The 17,396-nt window shown below is 52.4% G+C and carries 17 protein-coding genes and 1 other annotated feature; of the genes, 3 read left to right on the top strand and 14 right to left on the bottom strand.

The window, feature by feature from the left end:
• Nucleotides 1-140: 140 nt before the first annotated feature.
• Together ibpB and ibpA are read right to left on the bottom strand one after the other, a co-directional pair.
• Nucleotides 141-569, bottom strand: a complete 429-nt coding sequence (gene ibpB, locus AABJ99_RS00085) for a small heat shock chaperone IbpB (protein ID WP_001243431.1) — start codon at nucleotides 567-569, stop codon at nucleotides 141-143.
• 111 nt (nucleotides 570-680) lie between these two features.
• Entirely contained in the window at nucleotides 681-1,094 is a 414-nt protein-coding gene (gene ibpA / locus AABJ99_RS00080) for a small heat shock chaperone IbpA (RefSeq protein WP_001243437.1), read from the bottom strand.
• Nucleotides 1,088-1,160, bottom strand: a sequence feature (ROSE (Repression Of Heat Shock gene Expression) occurs in the 5'-region of heat shock genes and acts as an RNA thermometer to modulate expression.). Its footprint overlaps the gene before it by 7 nt.
• A 239-nt stretch (nucleotides 1,161-1,399) precedes the next feature.
• On the opposite strand from ibpA, the gene yidQ reads away from it, so the two are divergent.
• On the top strand, nucleotides 1,400-1,732 hold the full coding sequence (gene yidQ / locus AABJ99_RS00075; protein ID WP_000620888.1) for a YceK/YidQ family lipoprotein: 333 nt from the start codon (nucleotides 1,400-1,402) through the stop codon (nucleotides 1,730-1,732).
• Between the two features lies 1 nt (nucleotide 1,733).
• On the opposite strand, the gene yidR is transcribed toward yidQ, so the two are convergent.
• Nucleotides 1,734-2,948 carry a DUF3748 domain-containing protein gene (yidR, locus tag AABJ99_RS00070; protein ID WP_039020316.1) on the bottom strand — a complete coding sequence of 405 codons (1,215 nt, stop codon included), beginning with the start codon at nucleotides 2,946-2,948 and terminating at the stop codon, nucleotides 1,734-1,736.
• 100 nt (nucleotides 2,949-3,048) lie between these two features.
• Here yidR and cbrA point away from each other — a divergent pair, with 100 nt between their 5' ends.
• Nucleotides 3,049-4,149 carry a colicin M resistance lipid reductase CbrA gene (gene cbrA, locus AABJ99_RS00065; protein ID WP_039020340.1) on the top strand — a complete coding sequence of 367 codons (1,101 nt, stop codon included), beginning with the start codon at nucleotides 3,049-3,051 and terminating at the stop codon, nucleotides 4,147-4,149.
• Here the strand turns inward: cbrA and dgoT are convergent.
• The 5 genes from dgoT to dgoR all read right to left on the bottom strand — a co-directional run bounded on the left by dgoT (nucleotide 4,110) and on the right by dgoR (nucleotide 8,832).
• Nucleotides 4,110-5,447 carry an MFS transporter gene (gene dgoT / locus AABJ99_RS00060; RefSeq protein ID WP_162822275.1) on the bottom strand — a complete coding sequence of 446 codons (1,338 nt, stop codon included), beginning with the start codon at nucleotides 5,445-5,447 and terminating at the stop codon, nucleotides 4,110-4,112. The two genes, cbrA and dgoT, sit on opposite strands and share 40 nt — an antisense overlap.
• Nucleotides 5,448-5,521: 74 nt before the next feature.
• Nucleotides 5,522-6,670, bottom strand: coding sequence for a galactonate dehydratase (dgoD, locus tag AABJ99_RS00055; protein ID WP_000705257.1), 1,149 nt, complete (start codon nucleotides 6,668-6,670; stop codon nucleotides 5,522-5,524).
• On the bottom strand, nucleotides 6,667-7,284 hold the full coding sequence (dgoA, locus tag AABJ99_RS00050; protein ID WP_039020318.1) for a 2-dehydro-3-deoxy-6-phosphogalactonate aldolase: 618 nt from the start codon (nucleotides 7,282-7,284) through the stop codon (nucleotides 6,667-6,669). Before dgoA ends, dgoD begins: the two co-directional genes overlap by 4 nt.
• Complete coding sequence (gene dgoK / locus AABJ99_RS00045) at nucleotides 7,268-8,146, bottom strand: 2-dehydro-3-deoxygalactonokinase (protein WP_039020319.1); 879 nt, start codon at nucleotides 8,144-8,146, stop codon at nucleotides 7,268-7,270. Before dgoK ends, dgoA begins: the two co-directional genes overlap by 17 nt.
• Nucleotides 8,143-8,832, bottom strand: a complete 690-nt coding sequence (gene dgoR / locus AABJ99_RS00040) for a D-galactonate utilization transcriptional regulator DgoR (protein ID WP_000174305.1) — start codon at nucleotides 8,830-8,832, stop codon at nucleotides 8,143-8,145. The genes dgoK and dgoR overlap by 4 nt, the downstream gene beginning before the upstream one ends.
• 277 nt (nucleotides 8,833-9,109) lie before the next feature.
• Between dgoR and AABJ99_RS00035 the strand changes: the two genes are divergently transcribed.
• A complete protein-coding gene (locus AABJ99_RS00035) occupies nucleotides 9,110-9,766 on the top strand; it encodes a hypothetical protein (RefSeq protein WP_039020320.1) in 657 nt (218 codons plus the stop codon).
• 43 nt (nucleotides 9,767-9,809) lie between these two features.
• Here the strand turns inward: AABJ99_RS00035 and yidA are convergent, their stop codons facing one another.
• The 6 genes from yidA to dnaA all read right to left on the bottom strand — a co-directional run bounded on the left by yidA (nucleotide 9,810) and on the right by dnaA (nucleotide 17,396).
• Nucleotides 9,810-10,622, bottom strand: a complete 813-nt coding sequence (gene yidA, locus AABJ99_RS00030) for a sugar-phosphatase (protein WP_000985560.1) — start codon at nucleotides 10,620-10,622, stop codon at nucleotides 9,810-9,812.
• A gap of 114 nt (nucleotides 10,623-10,736) precedes the next feature.
• Nucleotides 10,737-11,135 (bottom strand): YidB family protein, encoded by a 399-nt coding sequence (gene yidB, locus AABJ99_RS00025; protein WP_001318139.1) that lies wholly within the window; start codon nucleotides 11,133-11,135, stop codon nucleotides 10,737-10,739.
• Between the two features lie 239 nt (nucleotides 11,136-11,374).
• Nucleotides 11,375-13,789: a DNA topoisomerase (ATP-hydrolyzing) subunit B gene (gyrB, locus tag AABJ99_RS00020; RefSeq protein ID WP_001353554.1), complete on the bottom strand. Its 2,415-nt coding sequence runs from the start codon at nucleotides 13,787-13,789 to the stop codon at nucleotides 11,375-11,377.
• 28 nt (nucleotides 13,790-13,817) lie between these two features.
• Nucleotides 13,818-14,891, bottom strand: coding sequence for a DNA replication/repair protein RecF (recF, locus tag AABJ99_RS00015; RefSeq protein WP_000060098.1), 1,074 nt, complete (start codon nucleotides 14,889-14,891; stop codon nucleotides 13,818-13,820).
• Nucleotides 14,891-15,991: a DNA polymerase III subunit beta gene (dnaN, locus tag AABJ99_RS00010; RefSeq protein WP_000673464.1), complete on the bottom strand. Its 1,101-nt coding sequence runs from the start codon at nucleotides 15,989-15,991 to the stop codon at nucleotides 14,891-14,893. Before dnaN ends, recF begins: the two co-directional genes overlap by 1 nt.
• A gap of 4 nt (nucleotides 15,992-15,995) precedes the next feature.
• Nucleotides 15,996-17,396, bottom strand: a complete 1,401-nt coding sequence (gene dnaA, locus AABJ99_RS00005) for a chromosomal replication initiator protein DnaA (RefSeq protein ID WP_039020321.1) — start codon at nucleotides 17,394-17,396, stop codon at nucleotides 15,996-15,998.

Raw genomic sequence — 17,396 nt, 5'->3', positions numbered from 1 at the left:
GAAGCAGATTTGCCTTATAGCGCACATTATCACGGGAAAGAACGTGCCGAAATATCTTAAACAGGCGAAAATTAACGCATTGTTGAAGAAGAAAGACAAAAAAAGCCCCACCAGAATGGTGGGGCAAAGAGAATAGCTAGTTAGCTATTTAACGCGGGACGTTCGCTGATAGCGATACGCTGCGCTGCGATGGGTTCAGGCTCATTACGAATTAAATCAATATGCAGTAAACCGTTTACGAAGGTTGCGCCAGAGACTTCCATATTTTCAGCCAGCGTAAAACTCAGGCTAAACGGCTGATTCATAAGCCCTTGATGCAGCCATTTCTTCTCTTCTTTTGGCTGCTCCGGCGTGCCTTTTACGCTCAGGCGCGTACCTTCCAGTTGAATCTCTAAATCTTCCTGACGAAAACCTGCCAGCGCAAGGGTAATGCGGTAGTGGTTATCGTCGCTTTTTTCAATGTTGTACGGCGGGAAGCTCTGGCTTTCACCGGCGTTTTGCAGTGCGTTGGCCAGTTTGTCAAAACCGATCCATTGACGCATCAGTGGGGATAAATCGAAGTTACGCATAGTCATTTCTCCTTCTAAGAAGCGAGTAAGTACCTGCAAATCCGAAGATTCGCATATGCTCCCTGACGGCGAGCATGGAGATGTCAGGCCGCGCCAGGCGGCCTTAGGGAATTAGTTGATTTCGATACGGCGCGGTTTTTTCGCTTCCGGAATCACGCGTTCGAGATCGATATACAGCAGACCATTCACCAGGTTAGCGCCACGAACATGAATGTTCTCAGCTAACTGGAATTTACGTTCAAAGTTGCGTTCAGCGATGCCCTGGTACAGATAGGTGCGCTCTTTTTGTTCGTCGGCATGAGCACCTTTCACCACCAACAGATTATCCTGGGCGGTAATCTCCAGTTCGCTCTCAGCAAAACCAGCCACAGCGATAGCAATGCGGTAATGGTTTTCGTCTACCAGTTCAACGTTATACGGAGGGTAGCCGCCATTACTCTGGCTCTGGTTGTTTTCTAAGTGGTTAAACAAACGGTCAAATCCAATAGCAGAACGGTAAAGCGGGGATAAATCAAAGTTACGCATAATCAATAGCTCCTGAAATCAGCGAGAATGTAAGACCTTCCACAATGGACAGGTCAGGTAGCCAGAACACCCATCAGGCGCGTCCTCATCGGCTACGATGTAAAAATGGGTCTGGAAATGAACTTTTCAAGCCTTATCAGCGGACTTTTTTTTGCAGTTTATGGTCTATTGCATAGACTGAGGGGGCAGCACGAAACGTTAAAGTGCGATAGCCGCCACAGTGCGACGTAATGATGATGTTATTTTCAGCAAGGGATCGCTATAACTCATCAGGCCAACACCCACGATCAACAGATGAATTTATTATGATAAGAAATGTGTTGTTAGCGTTCATGATATGCAGCGGAATGACATTACTCGGAGGATGCTCCAGCGTGATGTCCCATACCGGGGGAAAAGAAGGAACGTATCCCGGCACCCGCGCCAGCGCCACCATGATTGGCGACGATGAAACCAACTGGGGCACTAAGTCGTTGGCGATCCTCGATATGCCGTTTACCGCTGTGATGGACACGCTTTTACTGCCGTGGGATGTGTTCCGCAAAGACAGCTCGGTGCGCTCACGCGTTGAAAAAAGCGAAGCCAACGCGCAAGCCACCAATGCGGTTATTCCACCGGCCAGAATGCCTGATAACTGATTTAGCGATCAGTTTCGGTGATCCACAGCTGGCCGCCTTCCATCCACGCCAGCCATCGACCATCCGGCGAGAAGACCACGGCGTCCGCAGAAGGTGGATTGGCGTGGTTTTCGGTTAAATACTCAACCTCGCCGCTTTGCGCATGGGCGCAAGCAATTCGATTATCCAGCACAAAGCCCAACCATTCTCCTGACGGATGCCAGTTAAATGCAGACTGAATATCCGTTTTGTTATGGGTTAACTGGCGCGGCTCGCCGCCCTGTGGCGAGATAAGCCACAGTTGCACAATGCCGTTATCATCACGCATTAAAAACGCGATTTGCGTACCCTGCGGATTACAGCGCACCCAGTGGCGCGGGACGTTGACTAACCCCGGATAAGCCCGATGGTGGGTAAAGGTTAAACGTCGCTGCACGACGCCACGCGGTGGCGCGGGCAGGGTTGTTTCCGTTCCACTTAACGGCGCATCACCTGCTGCTTTCCAGCCAGCTTCATCTTGCGGTAACTCAACGATAAACAGCTCCGGCACTTTCTCGCCCTTTGGCGAAAGTGTGTCGCCAATAAACGCCAGCGCGTGATTTCCTACCCATCCTTCTTCATAAGCACGATTGATTTCATTACTGCCAGGCTGCGGCGTGGGCGTTGTTTTACTCACCAGTACGCACCAGTGGCTACCGCTGTATTCACGCGGATGCTGCTTTTGTACGTTGACCGGGCCAAACGGTGCAGCAACACCGACATTTCGCAAATCCAGCGCCGGATCGCGTTCATGCATTACATGGTCGTTATAGGTAAAGCTCACCATTTCACCGTTCGGGCTAAAGACATGTACATGGCTGCCGCCACGCAGCGCTCCTGGCGTATACGGCGCGGTAATATCCATTGCATCGAGATTGCTCACCTTGCCGCTTTCAGCAATCACGCCGCGTCGATGATGGAAGTCGTAATGCCATGTTTCATCAGGATTTTCAGGGCCGTGAATAAAGACATATTTCTCTGACTTCGGATGAACGGTCACCACGCCGACGTGTGCGCCCTGTGACGCACGGTAGATAACCTCGACCTCGCCGGTATGGATATTCACGCGCTCAATGGTCTCACCGGTAAACGACGCCCCAGAAGGACGCACGTCAAATACCAGCCACTGGCTGTCGGGCGTCCAGGTATTGGTATTGGTGAGCAGGTGATTACGGGGAGCAAAGGTTATCTGTTTCATGGCGCGGTCCTGATACAAAACGGTTCTCGCCATCATACTTCACAAGGACTTCACTTTCAGACAATAGTCTTTTGCCATCGTGATGAATGTGAGTGAAAAGATGGAACATTTCGACGTGGCGATTATTGGCCTCGGCCCGGCAGGTTCGGCGTTGGCGCGAAAGTTAGCCAGCAAAATGCAGGTGATCGCGCTGGATAAAAAGCACCAGCATGGTACTGAAGGTTTCAGCAAGCCTTGTGGCGGTCTGCTGGCACCGGACGCGCAGCGATCTTTTATTCGCGATGGACTAACGCTTCCTGTCGATGTGATCGCCAATCCGCAGATTTTCAGCGTCAAAACCGTCGACGTCGCCGCATCGCTTACACGTAACTACCAGCGAAGCTATATCAATATTAATCGCCATGCTTTCGACTTATGGATGAAATCGCTCATTCCCACCAGCGTTGAGGTTTACCACGACAGCCTGTGCCGGAAAATCTGGCGCGAGGATGATAAATGGCATGTCATTTTTCGCGCAGACGGCTGGGAGCAACACATTACCGCCCGCTATCTGGTCGGTGCCGATGGTGCAAACTCGATGGTGCGGCGACATCTCTACCCGGATCATCAGATTCGTAAATATGTTGCTATCCAGCAGTGGTTCGCAGAGAAACATCCGGTGCCGTTCTACTCCTGCATCTTTGATAATGCGATAACTGACTGTTATTCATGGAGTATCAGCAAAGACGGTTATTTTATCTTTGGCGGTGCCTATCCAATGAAAGACGGCCAGGCGCGTTTCGCGTCGCTGAAAGACAAAATGAGCGCCTTTCAGTTCCAGTTTGGTAAGGCGGTAAAAAGCGAAAAATGCACGGTGCTGTTTCCCTCACGCTGGCAGGATTTTGTCTGCGGTAAGGACAACGCCTTTCTGATTGGTGAAGCGGCGGGATTTATCAGCGCCAGCTCACTGGAGGGGATTAGCTATGCGCTGGATAGCGCAGAGATTCTGCGTTCGGTGTTACTCAAACAACCGGAGAAGAGCAACGCCGCCTACTGGCGCGCCACCCGCAAACTGCGTTTAAAACTCTTCGGCAAAATAGTAAAAAGCCAATGCCTGACCGCACCGGCTTTACGAAAGTGGATTATGCGCAGTGGTGTGGCGCATATTCCACAGTTTAAAGATTATCCAACGCGCTTCACATCGCCCACCAGCAGGATGTAAGAGAGCGCGCCAATCAACGCGACGGCGGAGATATAAACCAGTGCAGGCGCGAAACCGTAACCCTGCGCCAGGTACCCTACCACCAGCGGAACGGTGATGCCGCCCAGACCACCGGCGAAGTTAAACACGCCGCCGGTTAAACCAATCAGCCGCATCGGTGCCAGAGAAGAGACTAACGACCAGGTAATCGAAGCAAAACCGTTGCCGAAGAATGCCAGCGCCATCAGGCACATAATCATCATCGGATCGTTGGTGTAGTTAGCACCCATAATGCAGGTGGAGATCAGCAAACCGCAGATAATCGGCGTTTTACGCGCAAAGCCCAGTGAAAAGCCCTTACGTACCAGCAGATCCGCGACCCAGCCTGAGAGCAGGACGCCAACAAACGCCGCAAGGAATGGCACCGTGGTCATAAAGCCCGCTTTCAGCGCTGTGATTCCTTTTTCCTGGGTTAAATAGTTCGGGAACCAGGTTAAGAAGAACCACAGTGTAGAAGCCACCGCAAATTGCCCAAGATAGACGCCGATCAGTTTACGATGGAACACCAGTTTCCAGTCTTTGGCTGTTAGCGGCTGACGCGACTCTTTTTTCACTGGCGCATCGCCATCCACCAGACCGCCGCCGTCACGAATGTAATCCAGTTCAGCTTTGCTAATGCCTTTGGTCAGGCGCGGCGGCTGATAAACCTTAAACCAAATCAGCGACCAGATAATGCCGATACCGCCGGTGACAATGAACACCCAGTGCCAGCTCAACATTTCCTGAATCCAGATCAGCAGCGGAGTCAGAAACGCCAGACCGACAAACTGACCAGACGTATAAAAACCCACGGCAGAAGCGCGTTCATGTTCCGGGAACCAGCTGGTCACCATCCGGTTATTGGTCGGGAACGCGGGCGCTTCGAAAATACCGGTTATCGCACGCAGACCAATTAATGACATTAAGCCCGTGGCAAAGCCCTGGAATAACGTCGCCACTGACCAGCCAAATATCGCAATAAAATAAGTCACGCGAGAACCTACGCGATCTAAAAACCAACCGCCGGGGATCTGACATAAGGTATAAAGCCAGGCGAAGGCCGAAAATACATAGCCCATTTGCGCTTTGGTAATGCCGAACTCTTCCTGAATATGGGCGGAAGCCACGGCCAGGTTAGCGCGGTCAACATAACAAATGACCACCGTAATAAAGATCATCACCAGCGTCAGATAACGCCGACGCCCCGGTTTTGCTGCATTAACGGGAATATCCATAGCGAGCTTTCTCCAGATTTTGGGCATAGCGAAGCCGCTCACCATGCCCTGTAATGTACAGAGGGTTATATTTTTGTATTGCTGTTTTAGTGCCCGATGAGGGGCTTACGTGGCAGGAATTACCACTCTGCTACGCTGTTATCTTCATGACGCCAGAGCGGATTACGCCAGTCCGGGGCATTTTTACTGAACTCAATGACTTTGGCTTCGTCGATTTCCACGCCTAAGCCCGGTTTCGTTAATGGTTTAAAGAAGCCGCCGACCATGCTGAAGTCTTCTTTATTTTTCACAAAGTCGAGTAACTCCGCGCCTTTGTTGTAGTGAATGCCCATACTTTGTTCCTGAAGTACCGCGTTATAGGAAACAAAGTCGATATGCAGGCAAGCCGCCAGTGCAATCGGGCCGAGCGGACAGTGCGGCGCAAGGGTCACGTCATAGGCTTCCGCCATTCCGGCAATTTTGTAGCATTCGGTAATACCGCCTGCGTGGGAGAGATCCGGTTGCAGAATCGAAATACCGCCAGCTTCCAGCACGCGTTTAAAATCGAAGCGTGAGAACATGCGCTCACCCGCCGCCAGTGGAATATGCGTTTGTGCCGCCAGTTTCGGGTAGTATTCGGCTTGTTCCGCCAGCACCGGTTCTTCAATAAACAGAGGGCGATACGGTTCCAGTTCTTTAATCAGCACTTTCGCCATCGGCGCGCTGACGCGACCGTGGAAATCAAGACCAAACTCAATCTGATTGCCAAAAGCTTCACGAATTTGTGCCACGGTGTTGACCGCCGCATCTACCGCGCGGGAGTTATCAATCAATCCCAGTTCTTCACAACCGTTCAGTTTGAAGGTATCGAAGCCGATTTCGCGTAGCGTTTTAATGCCGTCGATAACATCCGCCGGACGATCGCCACCGACCCAACTGTAGGCTTTAATTTTGTCGCGAACCAGGCCACCCATCAATTGCCAGACCGGCGCATTCAGCACTTTACCTTTGATATCCCATAACGCCTGGTCGATCCCGGCGATGGCGCTCATCAGAATCGGACCGCCACGATAAAATCCGGCGCGATACATCACTTGCCATAAGTCATTGATGCGCGATGGATCCTGACCAATCAAATAGTCACCCAGCTCGTGAACTGCCGCTTCCACCGTGCGGGCGCGGCCTTCGATCACGGGCTCGCCCCAACCGACCACGCCTTCATCAGTTTCAATTTTCAGGAACATCCAGCGGGGAGGTAAACGATACGTAGTAATGTTGGTGATTTTCATTGCACTGCCTCTCGATACGCCTTAACAAATGCTGCTGCCTGCTGCACGGTGCGTTCTACTGATTGCCCGGCGCGATAGAGATCGCTGCCTAAGCCCGCCCCTGCACAACCTGCGTCTATCCACTGCGCCAGGTTTTCTGGCGTCACACCGCCTACGGCAAAGACCGGGATGTCCTGCGGTAATACCGCTTTTAACGCTTTGATGTATTGCGGCCCAAAAGCCGATGACGGGAATATTTTCAGCGCCTGCGCGCCCGCGTCGATCGCGGTAAAGGCTTCTGTCGCCGTCGCGCAGCCGGGGCAAACGGTCATGCCATAGCCCACCGCGCGGCGGATCACTTCACTATGGATATTGGGCGTAACGATGAGCTGGCAGCCCATCCTGGCGAGCGCATCGACCTGTTCAGGTTTCAGTACCGTACCTGCGCCAATCAACGCCTTGTCGCCATACGCATCAACGATGGCGGGAATGCTTTGTTCCCATTGTGGGGAATTCAGAGGGATTTCAACCGCGTCGAACCCAGCGTCAATCACCGCGCCAACATGCGCCAGCGCCTCGTCGGGCGTAATACCGCGCAAAATGGCGATCAGCGGGAGTTTAGTTTGCCACTGCATGAGCGATGCTCCTTATACCAGCCTGAAATGCCGTGTCGCCCGCCACCGCCGTCACCTCGCAACCCATCGACTGAAAGGCTTGCTGGTAGCGTGCAGTCAGCGATGTTCCGGCGACAAGGGTGATGGCGTGTTGATGGGCCACGTAGTCGCGCATACTGGCGACCTCTGCGCCAATCAACAATCCAGAGAGAAATTCGCTGACCTGTTCACGGGGAAGTGTTCCCAGCACATGCGAGGCACGAACTTCAAAAAGCTGCGGCAATATGGCGGGCGCATTGAGACCACGCTCAAGGCCAGCCGCGAAGGCATCGGCAGAGTTTTCCTGCGGCGGTAAACCTGCGCCAATCAATGAGTGATTTAACAGTAAATGATGTAATTCACCGGTCATCACGGTGCGAAAATCGTTGATTTGCTGGCTATCGGCCTGCACCCATTTGCAATGCGTACCGGGCATGACATAAAGAGAGGAAGGAGCCAGAGCACGCGCACCGATCAATTGTGTTTCTTCGCCGCGCATCACATTGTGGTTATCATCATGAGAAACGCATAATCCGGGAATAATCCAGATATTGTCGCCAACAGACGTTAATTGTTCGCCAATAGACGAAAAACGGGCAGGAACAGATAAATACGGCGCAACTTTCCAGCCGACATTGCTGCCAACCATTCCTGCCATCACCACTGGCGTATTCTCTTCACGCCAGTCGGTCGTCACTTCTGCTAACACCGCAGCCGGAGATTTTCCGTTCAGACGCGTAACGCCTGCTTCTGATTGCCTGCTGTCCAGGCAGTGGTCGCCCTGATAAAGCCAGGCGCGCAGATTGGTCGATCCCCAGTCAATTGCGATGTAGCGAGCTGTCATGTGATTTCCTTTAACCTTCGTGTCGAGCTGGCGATCATGGTAAGCGCCGCCTGCTCTGCCGCATCGCCGTCCTGATGCCGTATCGCATCAAACAGCGCCTTATGTTCCTGGAGCGTTTGCGGCATGTTGGCCTCATCGCCCATCCAGGTTCGTTCAAAAACCGCCCGCTGTAATGAACTAATCGCAATGCTAAGTTGCTGTAACACCGGGTTATGCACTGATTGCAGTACCGCCTCGTGATAGCGAATATCCGCTTCGTTAAACGCTTCGCGGTCCTGATTGTTGGCGATCATCTCGTTCAGCGCTGATTCAATCTGCGCCAGATCGCTGGAAGTCGCGCGCTCTGCCGCCCAACGGGCAATCGCCGGTTCCACCAGATTTCGCACTTCGCTCATTGCACTGATAAGCCGTGGGTCGTAGTCGTTTTCCAGCACCCATTGCAGTACGTCAGTGTCGAGGTAATTCCACTGGTTACGCGGTGCCACAAACGCCCCGCGATAACGTTTCATTTCAATCAGCCGCTTCGCCATCAGCGAACGAAACACCTCACGGATGATGTTGCGCGAGGTTGCAAACTCCTCACAAAGTTCCGCTTCGGCCGGAAGCGGCGAGCCTGGCACGTATTTGCCGTGAACGATCTGTTTACCCAGCGTAATGACTATGCGATCGGTTTTATTGAGAGTCATGGAGAGTCCTTGTGCTCTGTATGTACTTCTCTACTTTACCCCGATCGATGCATAACGCGGCAATTTTGTAGTACCAGCGTGATGACGTTCGCGTTTGCCGTATGCGTAATGTAGTACAAAGTTATATTGTTGTACTACAATTTAGATCACAAAAAGAACAATGCATAAAAAAATGACATGCGTCGGGCAGAAATCTGAAAAGGGATATCAGGCGCTAAACAGGAGGGAAAGAAGAGTATGCTTTCAACGGCTTAGCTACTCGTTTAAAGGATTAGTCATGAAGTTGAATTTTAAGGGATTTTTTAAGGCTGCCGGTTTGTGTTCTTTGGCATTTGCGTTGACCGGATGTCTAACCGCAGGACTGCTTTTCAATACCGCAAGTCCGCCACATGCCGAGCAATGGCGGTCAGACTCGATTAAGGGGTTATCGCTGGCAGAGGATAGTAACGGTACGAAAGGCTATGTTTTTGTTGGTGAATCGTTGGACTATCTGTTGACCACGGGCGGCGGCGAGGTGGTTAAAATGCTGAACGATCCGGCAATTCATGGCGAAAGAATCACCGTTTCCGATAACGCGAAATTTATTTTAAGCAGCAGTGATACTAATTTTTCTGGTTCAATAATGCTCTATTACGACTGGGATAATGAGGAAGATAAAGCACTGGCGACACAATATGGTTTTATTTGTAATACCCAGCGTTGTACCTGGGCACTTGACGGCCTGAAAGGCTCTATCCACCAGAAAAATAAAAAAGCGGATTACTCAAACGTGATGGTTTTCCATCAACCCTTTACGGTGGGATTTTATAAGTACAAAGCAACTGATGGCGTTCCGCGCGGCCTCGCTAATGCGCTGCTACCAGTCACTCTTACGCTGGATATAGTAACGTCACCACTCCAGTTCCTGATTTTATGCACGACCAGAAATTGTTAATCGCTGCGGGCAAACGCATTTATGTAGTTTGCCCGCCCACTGATTAATTCAGCACATACTTCTCAATAGCAAACGCCACGCCATCTTCCAGGTTGGATTTGGTGACAAAGTTCGCCACTTCTTTCACCGAAGGAATAGCGTTATCCATTGCCACACCAACACCTGCATATTCAATCATTGCGATGTCGTTTTCCTGATCGCCAATCGCCATGACTTCTTCCGGCTTAATGCCTAACACGTCGGCCAGTGATTTCACACCCGTACCTTTGTTAACGCGTTTATCGAGGATTTCGAGGAAGTACGGCGCACTTTTCAGCACAGTGTATTTTTCTTTCACTTCCTGCGGAATACGCGCAATGGCCTGGTCGAGGATGGCGGGTTCATCAATCATCATCACTTTCAGGAACTGAGTATTGGGGTCCATTTTCTCCGCTTCGCAGAACACCAGCGGAATAGTGGCAACGAAAGATTCATGCACCGTGTAGTAGCTGATATCACGGTTGGCGGTGTACAGCGTGGTGCGGTCCAGGGCGTGGAAATGAGAACCGACTTCGCGAGAGAGTTTTTCCAGGAAACGGTAGTCTTCATAGCTCAGAGCGGTTTGCGCCACGGTGCTACCATCGGCGGCCTTCTGTACCAGCGCGCCGTTATAAGTAATGCAGTAATCGCCCGGCTGTTCCATATGCAGCTCTTTCAGGTAGTTGTGAACACCTGCATAAGGGCGACCCGTCGTTAGCACGACATTCACGCCACGGGCGCGAGCTGCGGCAATCGCGTTTTTAACAGCGGGTGAAATGGTGTGATCGGGCAGCAGAAGGGTGCCATCCATATCGATAGCAATGAGTTTGATAGCCATGAGTTCCCCAGGTAGATTGGTTCCTGACCCATGCTAACGCGATTCCGCTCAAAAATCAGTACAACACCCGAGGGAAAAGGGGGATGCAACGCGCGTTGCATGCTCCCCTTTTGCTTAGCGGAAGAGTTTCCCTTTCAGCAGTTCCATGCCTGCGGAAAGCAGATCGTTATTGGCTTGTGGTGACACTTCACCCTGCGGTGAGAGAGCATCAATAATCTTTGGCAGTTGCTCTGCCAGCAAGCTGGAAGCCGTACTGGTATCTACACCCAGTTTTTGCCCGAGATCGGACACCGCATTTGTGCCGAGCGCCGACTCCAGTTGCTCGCCACTCACCGGCTGATTGCCCTGTTGATTACTCAACCAGGTTGAGAGAATGGCACCTAAGCCGCCACTTTGCAGTTTTTCCAACAGCACCTGAATGCCGCCCTGTTCCTCAACCCAACTCAAAATAGCCTGATATTTCCCCGCATCGCCTTTCAGAAAGGCGCCGACAACATCATCAAAAAGCCCCATGATAATCACCTGTAAAGCGTTACGTGTTGACTCAAAAAGTATAGATCTGCGGAATGATAATTACGGATTGCAGAAATAAAAAGGGCGGAGATGATCTCCGCCCTTTTCTTATAGCTTCTTGCCGAATGCGGCGTTAACGTCTGATCCGGCCTACAAAATCATGCAAATTCAAAATATTGCAGGAGTCTCGTAGGCCTGATAAGCGTAGCGCATCATGCACGCTCGCATTGTTAACGCCATTAAATATCGATATTCGCCGCTTTCAGGGCATTCTCTTCGATAAACGCACGGCGCGGTTCAACGGCGTCGCCCATCAGCGTGGTGAACAACTGATCGGCAGCAATCGCATCTTTAACGGTAACGCGCAGCATACGACGGCTTTCCGGGTCCATGGTGGTTTCCCACAGCTGTTCCGGGTTCATCTCGCCCAGACCTTTATAACGCTGGATGGAGAGGCCGCGACGGGACTCTTTCACCAGCCAGTCCAGCGCCTGCTCGAAGCTGGCTACCGGCTGACGACGCTCACCACGTTCGATAAACGCATCTTCTTCCAGCAGACCACGCAATTTCTCGCCCAGCGTGCAGATACGACGATATTCGCCGCCGGTGATAAACTCGTGATCCAGCGGATAGTCAGTATCCACACCGTGGGTACGCACGCGAACAATCGGTTCAAACAGGTTTTGATCAGCATTGGTGTGGACATCAAACTTCCACTGGCTGCCGTGCTGTTCTTTGTCGTTCAGTTCGCTGACCAACGCGTTCACCCAACGGGTAACGGTCTGCTCATCAGAGAGGTCGGCTTCCGTCAGCGTCGGCTGATAGATAAGCTCTTTCAGCATTGCTTTCGGATAACGACGCTCCATGCGGTTGATCATTTTCTGCGTCGCGTTGTACTCAGACACCAGTTTCTCTAACGCTTCGCCAGCCAATGCCGGTGCACTGGCGTTGGTATGCAGCGTTGCACCATCCAGCGCGATAGAGATCTGGTATTGATCCATCGCTTCGTCGTCTTTAATGTACTGTTCCTGCTTGCCTTTCTTCACTTTGTACAGCGGCGGCTGAGCGATGTAGACGTGACCGCGTTCAACGATTTCCGGCATCTGACGATAGAAGAAGGTCAACAGCAGCGTACGAATGTGCGAGCCGTCGACGTCCGCATCGGTCATGATGATGATGCTGTGGTAACGCAGTTTGTCCGGGTTGTACTCGTCACGACCGATACCACAACCAAGCGCGGTGATCAGCGTCGCCACTTCCTGGGAAGAGAGCATCTTATCGAAGCGCGCTTTCTCGACGTTGAGGATTTTACCCTTCAGCGGCAGAATCGCCTGGTTCTTGCGGTTACGCCCCTGCTTCGCAGAGCCGCCCGCGGAGTCCCCTTCCACAAGGTACAGTTCAGAGAGCGCCGGGTCGCGTTCCTGACAGTCCGCCAGTTTACCCGGCAGGCCCGCTAAATCCAGCGCACCTTTACGACGGGTCATTTCACGAGCGCGACGCGCAGCTTCACGGGCACGAGCAGCATCGATAATTTTGCCGACTACGATTTTCGCGTCGGTTGGGTTTTCCAGCAGGTATTCTGCCAGCAGTTCGTTCATCTGCTGTTCAACCGCCGATTTCACCTCAGAAGAAACCAGTTTGTCTTTGGTCTGAGAGGAGAATTTCGGGTCCGGCACTTTTACGGAAACGACGGCAATCAGGCCTTCACGCGCATCGTCACCGGTGGCGCTGACTTTGGCTTTTTTGCTGTAGCCTTCTTTATCCATGTAGGCGTTCAGAGTACGGGTCATCGCCGCACGGAAGCCTGCCAGGTGAGTACCGCCATCACGCTGCGGAATGTTGTTGGTAAAGCAGTAGATGTTTTCCTGGAAGCCATCATTCCACTGCAATGCAACTTCAACGCCGATACCGTCTTTTTCGGTGGAGAAGTAGAAGATATTCGGGTGGATCGGCGTTTTGTTTTTGTTCAGATATTCAACGAACGCCTTGATACCGCCTTCATAGTGGAAGTGGTCTTCTTTGCCGTCGCGCTTGTCGCGCAGACGAATGGAAACGCCAGAGTTGAGGAACGACAACTCACGCAGGCGTTTCGCCAGAATGTCATATTCGAATTCGGTCACATTGGTGAAGGTTTCGAGGCTTGGCCAGAAACGCACCATGGTGCCGGTTTTTTCAGTCTCGCCGGTAACCGCCAGCGGAGCCTGCGGTACACCGTGTTCGTAGATCTGACGGTGAATTTTACCCTCGCGCTGGATAACCAGCTCCAGTTTTTGCGACAGGGCGTTTACTACCGAAACACCAACGCCGTGCAGACCGCCGGACACTTTATAGGAGTTATCGTCAAATTTACCGCCTGCGTGCAGGACGGTCATGATCACTTCCGCCGCCGATACGCCCTCTTCCGGGTGAATACCGGTCGGAATGCCGCGCCCGTCATCCTGTACAGAGACAGAGTTATCGGCGTGAATGGTGACGATAATTTCTTTACAGTGACCCGCGAGCGCTTCGTCGATAGCGTTATCTACCACCTCGAATACCATGTGGTGCAGACCGGTGCCGTCATCCGTGTCGCCGATATACATACCCGGGCGCTTACGCACCGCATCCAGCCCTTTGAGGACTTTGATACTGGAGGAGTCATAAGAATTCGACATCAACGTTTCTCGCTCATTTATTCTTGGGTTAATCCGTTATTTTACCCTTTTCCACGGTAAACATCTTCGAATTTTCGTCCGACATGTCTATTACGTGTTCAGCACTGATCGCGCTGACAAAGACCTGTGATTGCGTCGCTTTTAAGCGGCTGGCAAGCAGTCCGCGACGCTCATCATCAAGCTCAGAGGCAAAATCATCTATCAGGTAGAGACACCGCCGCCCGCTTTCACGGGTGAGGAACTCTCCTTGCGCCAGACGTAAGGCGCACATCAACAGCTTAAGCTGCCCACGCGATAAGGTATCTTCCACCGGCGCACCGTCGGCGCGAATGCGTAAGTCCGCTTTATGCGGACCGTGCGCGGTGTAGGTTAACTGGCGATCGCGTTCAAAATTACGTTCCAGCACCTCAGCATATTCTGTCTCTTTCTCCCAGCCGCGCTGAAAAGAGAAAGTCAGAGTAAACTCCGGGAGAAATTGCTTACAGGTATCGGCCATATCAGCGGCGATACCGGCGCTGTACTCCGCGCGCCAGGTACTGATTTGTTCTGCCAGCGGGATCAGTTCTTTGTCCCACGGGCGTAGCTGTTCATAACGAGTCACCTGGCGCAGTGCCGCATTGCGCTGCTTGAGTAATCGCTTGAGATTGCTCCAGGCGGTGAAAAATCCGGGTTCGTTGTGAAAGCATCCCCAGTCGAGGAAAGCTCTTCTGTATTTGGGGCCGCCGTTGAGTAAAGTAAACCCTTCTGGCGTTATCAGTTGCATCGGCATCAGGTGCGCCAGCTCGGCGACCTTATGCCCGTCAGTACCGTCGATGCGGACTTTGCTGTCGCCCTGTTTATCTTTGGTTAGGCCAATCGCCGTCTCGCGCTCTTCGCCCTGTAAACGCCCATGGAGAATAAACGCCTCCTGCTCGTGGCGAATAACACGGCCAATCTGCAAACTGCGAAACGCCCGACCGTGGCCGAGCGTATAGATGGCTTCCAGCACGCTGGTTTTGCCACTGCCGTTGGCACCTACCAGAAAGTTAAAGCCGGGAGATAAAGCGAGATCCGCGGTTTCAATGTTGCGGAAATCGCGGATCAACAAGCGGGTGAGGGACATTACAGTCTCATTGGCATGACAACATAGGCAGCCGACTGTGATGCGGCATCTTCAATCTGCACACTGGAAACCGAATCGGTCAGCATCATGCGCACGTTTTCGCATTTCAGCGCGTTCAGAACATCCAGCACATAGCTGACGTTGAAGCCAATTTCCATCTCCGCACCGCTATAGGTAACGTCGAGGATCTCTTCCGCTTCTTCCTGTTCCGGGTTATTGGCGGTGATTTTCAGCTGATTTTCGCTGACATACAGACGCACGCCGCGGAATTTCTCGTTGGAGAGGATCGCCGCACGGGCAAACGCTTGCTTGAGCAGATCGCAGCCTGCTTCCAGATGTTTGTCCGGGTTCTTCGGCAGAACACGGCGGTAATCCGGGAAGCGACCATCCACCAGTTTGGAAGTGAAGATAAAGTCGCCGACGTGGGCACGTATATTGTTACTGCCAATTTGCACGCGCAGCGGATTGTCGCCGCCGTCGAGCATACGCATCAGTTCAATCACACCTTTACGCGGCACGATCACCGAATGGCTTGGCAAAGACTGACCAATTGGCATGGAACAGACCGCCAGACGGTGACCGTCGGTCGCCACGGTGCGCAGTTCTTCACCTTCGGTTTCGAACAGCATACCGTTTAAGTAATAGCGAACATCCTGATGCGCCATCGAAAACTGAGTCGCTTCAATCAGACGCTTCATCGTCGCCTGCGGCAGGGTAAATTCGACTTCGCTCTGCCAGTCATCGAGGTTCGGGAAATCTGCTGCTGGCAGGGTGGAAAGCGAAAAACGGCTACGCCCGGAACGCACCAGCATCCGCTCACCTTCCAGTTGCACGGCAATTTCCGCGCCTTCAGGCAGACCACGGCAGATATCAAAGAATTTGCGCGCCGGAACGGTCGTCGCCCCTGGTTCGTGCGGCTGAACCAGCGCAACACGTGCCACCATTTCCATCTCGAGATCGGTACCGGTCAGCGACAACGTACCGTCAGCAACCTGTAACAGCAGATTACCGAGAATCGGTAGCGTAGGACGACCACCTAACGGACCGCTCACCTGTTGTAGCGGTTTTAATAAATGCTCACGTTCTACGGTAAATTTCATAGGTTTACGATGACAATGTTCTGATTAAATTTGAAAAATCTTCTTTGATATCGTGGCTCTCTTCACGCAACTGCTCGATCTTCCGGCAAGCATGAAGCACCGTTGTGTGGTCACGACCACCAAACGCATCGCCAATCTCCGGCAGACTGTGGTTAGTCAACTCTTTCGCCAGCGCCATCGCCATCTGGCGCGGACGCGCCACCGAGCGGGATCGACGCTTGGAAAGGAGATCCGCAACTTTGATCTTGTAGTACTCTGCCACCGTCTTCTGAATATTGTCGATGGTGACCAGTTTTTCCTGCAATGCCAGCAAGTCGCGCAGCGCCTCACGCACGAAGTCGATGGTGATCGCCCGTCCGGTAAAGTTGGCGTTAGCAATGACGCGGTTCAACGCCCCTTCCAGCTCACGTACGTTAGAGCGTAGACGCTTGGCGATAAAGAACGCCACTTCGCCCGGCAAACGAATGTCGTTTTCGTCGGCCTTTTTCATCAGGATCGCCACGCGGGTTTCTAACTCTGGCGGTTCGATCGCCACAGTCAGTCCCCAACCGAAGCGGGATTTCAGACGATCCTCAACGCCGTTGATCTCTTTCGGATAGCGATCCGAGGTGAGAATGATCTGCTGGTTACCTTCCAACAGGGCGTTGAAGGTGTGGAAAAACTCTTCCTGAGATCGTTCTTTATTAGCAAAAAACTGAATATCGTCGATCAGCAGTGCATCTACGGAACGGTAGTAGCGTTTAAACTCTTCGATCGCGTTGTTTTGCAGGGCTTTAACCATGTCCTGAACAAAGCGCTCGGAGTGCATATAAACCACTTTGGCATTCGGCTTACGCGCCATAATGCCGTTACCCACCGCATGCAGCAGGTGAGTTTTACCCAGACCCGTGCCGCCATAAAGGAACAACGGGTTATAGGCACCGCCAGGGTTATCAGCCACCTGACGAGCCGCCGCGCGCGCCAGTTGGTTAGATTTACCTTCAACGAAGTTATCAAACGTGTGTTTGACGTTTACGTTAGAACGATAGGTCGGTTCTGCCGGAGCCGGGACGTTATCCCAACCGGAACGCGTAGAAGGCGCAACACGTTGCGGCTGCACCTGAGCTGCCTGAGCAGGTGCAACTGTATTGCTGGCTGCAGCTTTCAGTGTTTGTGTTACGGGCTTTGTGCCCACTTCAAAACGCAGCTGTGGGGCATCCGCTCCGCAGAAACTGGTTAGCAGTCCATTGATATTATTAAGGTACTTGTCCCGTACCCAATCGAGGACAAAACGGTTTGGCGCGTACAGGGCCAGCGTGTTATCGCTCAGTTCCGCCTGCAATGGGCGTATCCACATACTGAATTCTGTGGCTGGTAACTCATCCTGCAATCGGGCAAGACACTGCTGCCAAAGCGAAAGTGACAC

The organism is Escherichia coli (assembly GCF_036503815.1).
Taxonomy (GTDB): Bacteria; Pseudomonadota; Gammaproteobacteria; order Enterobacterales; family Enterobacteriaceae; genus Escherichia; species Escherichia coli_F.
The sequence above is the reverse complement of the archived record's forward strand: the minus strand, read 5'-3'. Positions and strand labels throughout refer to the sequence as shown.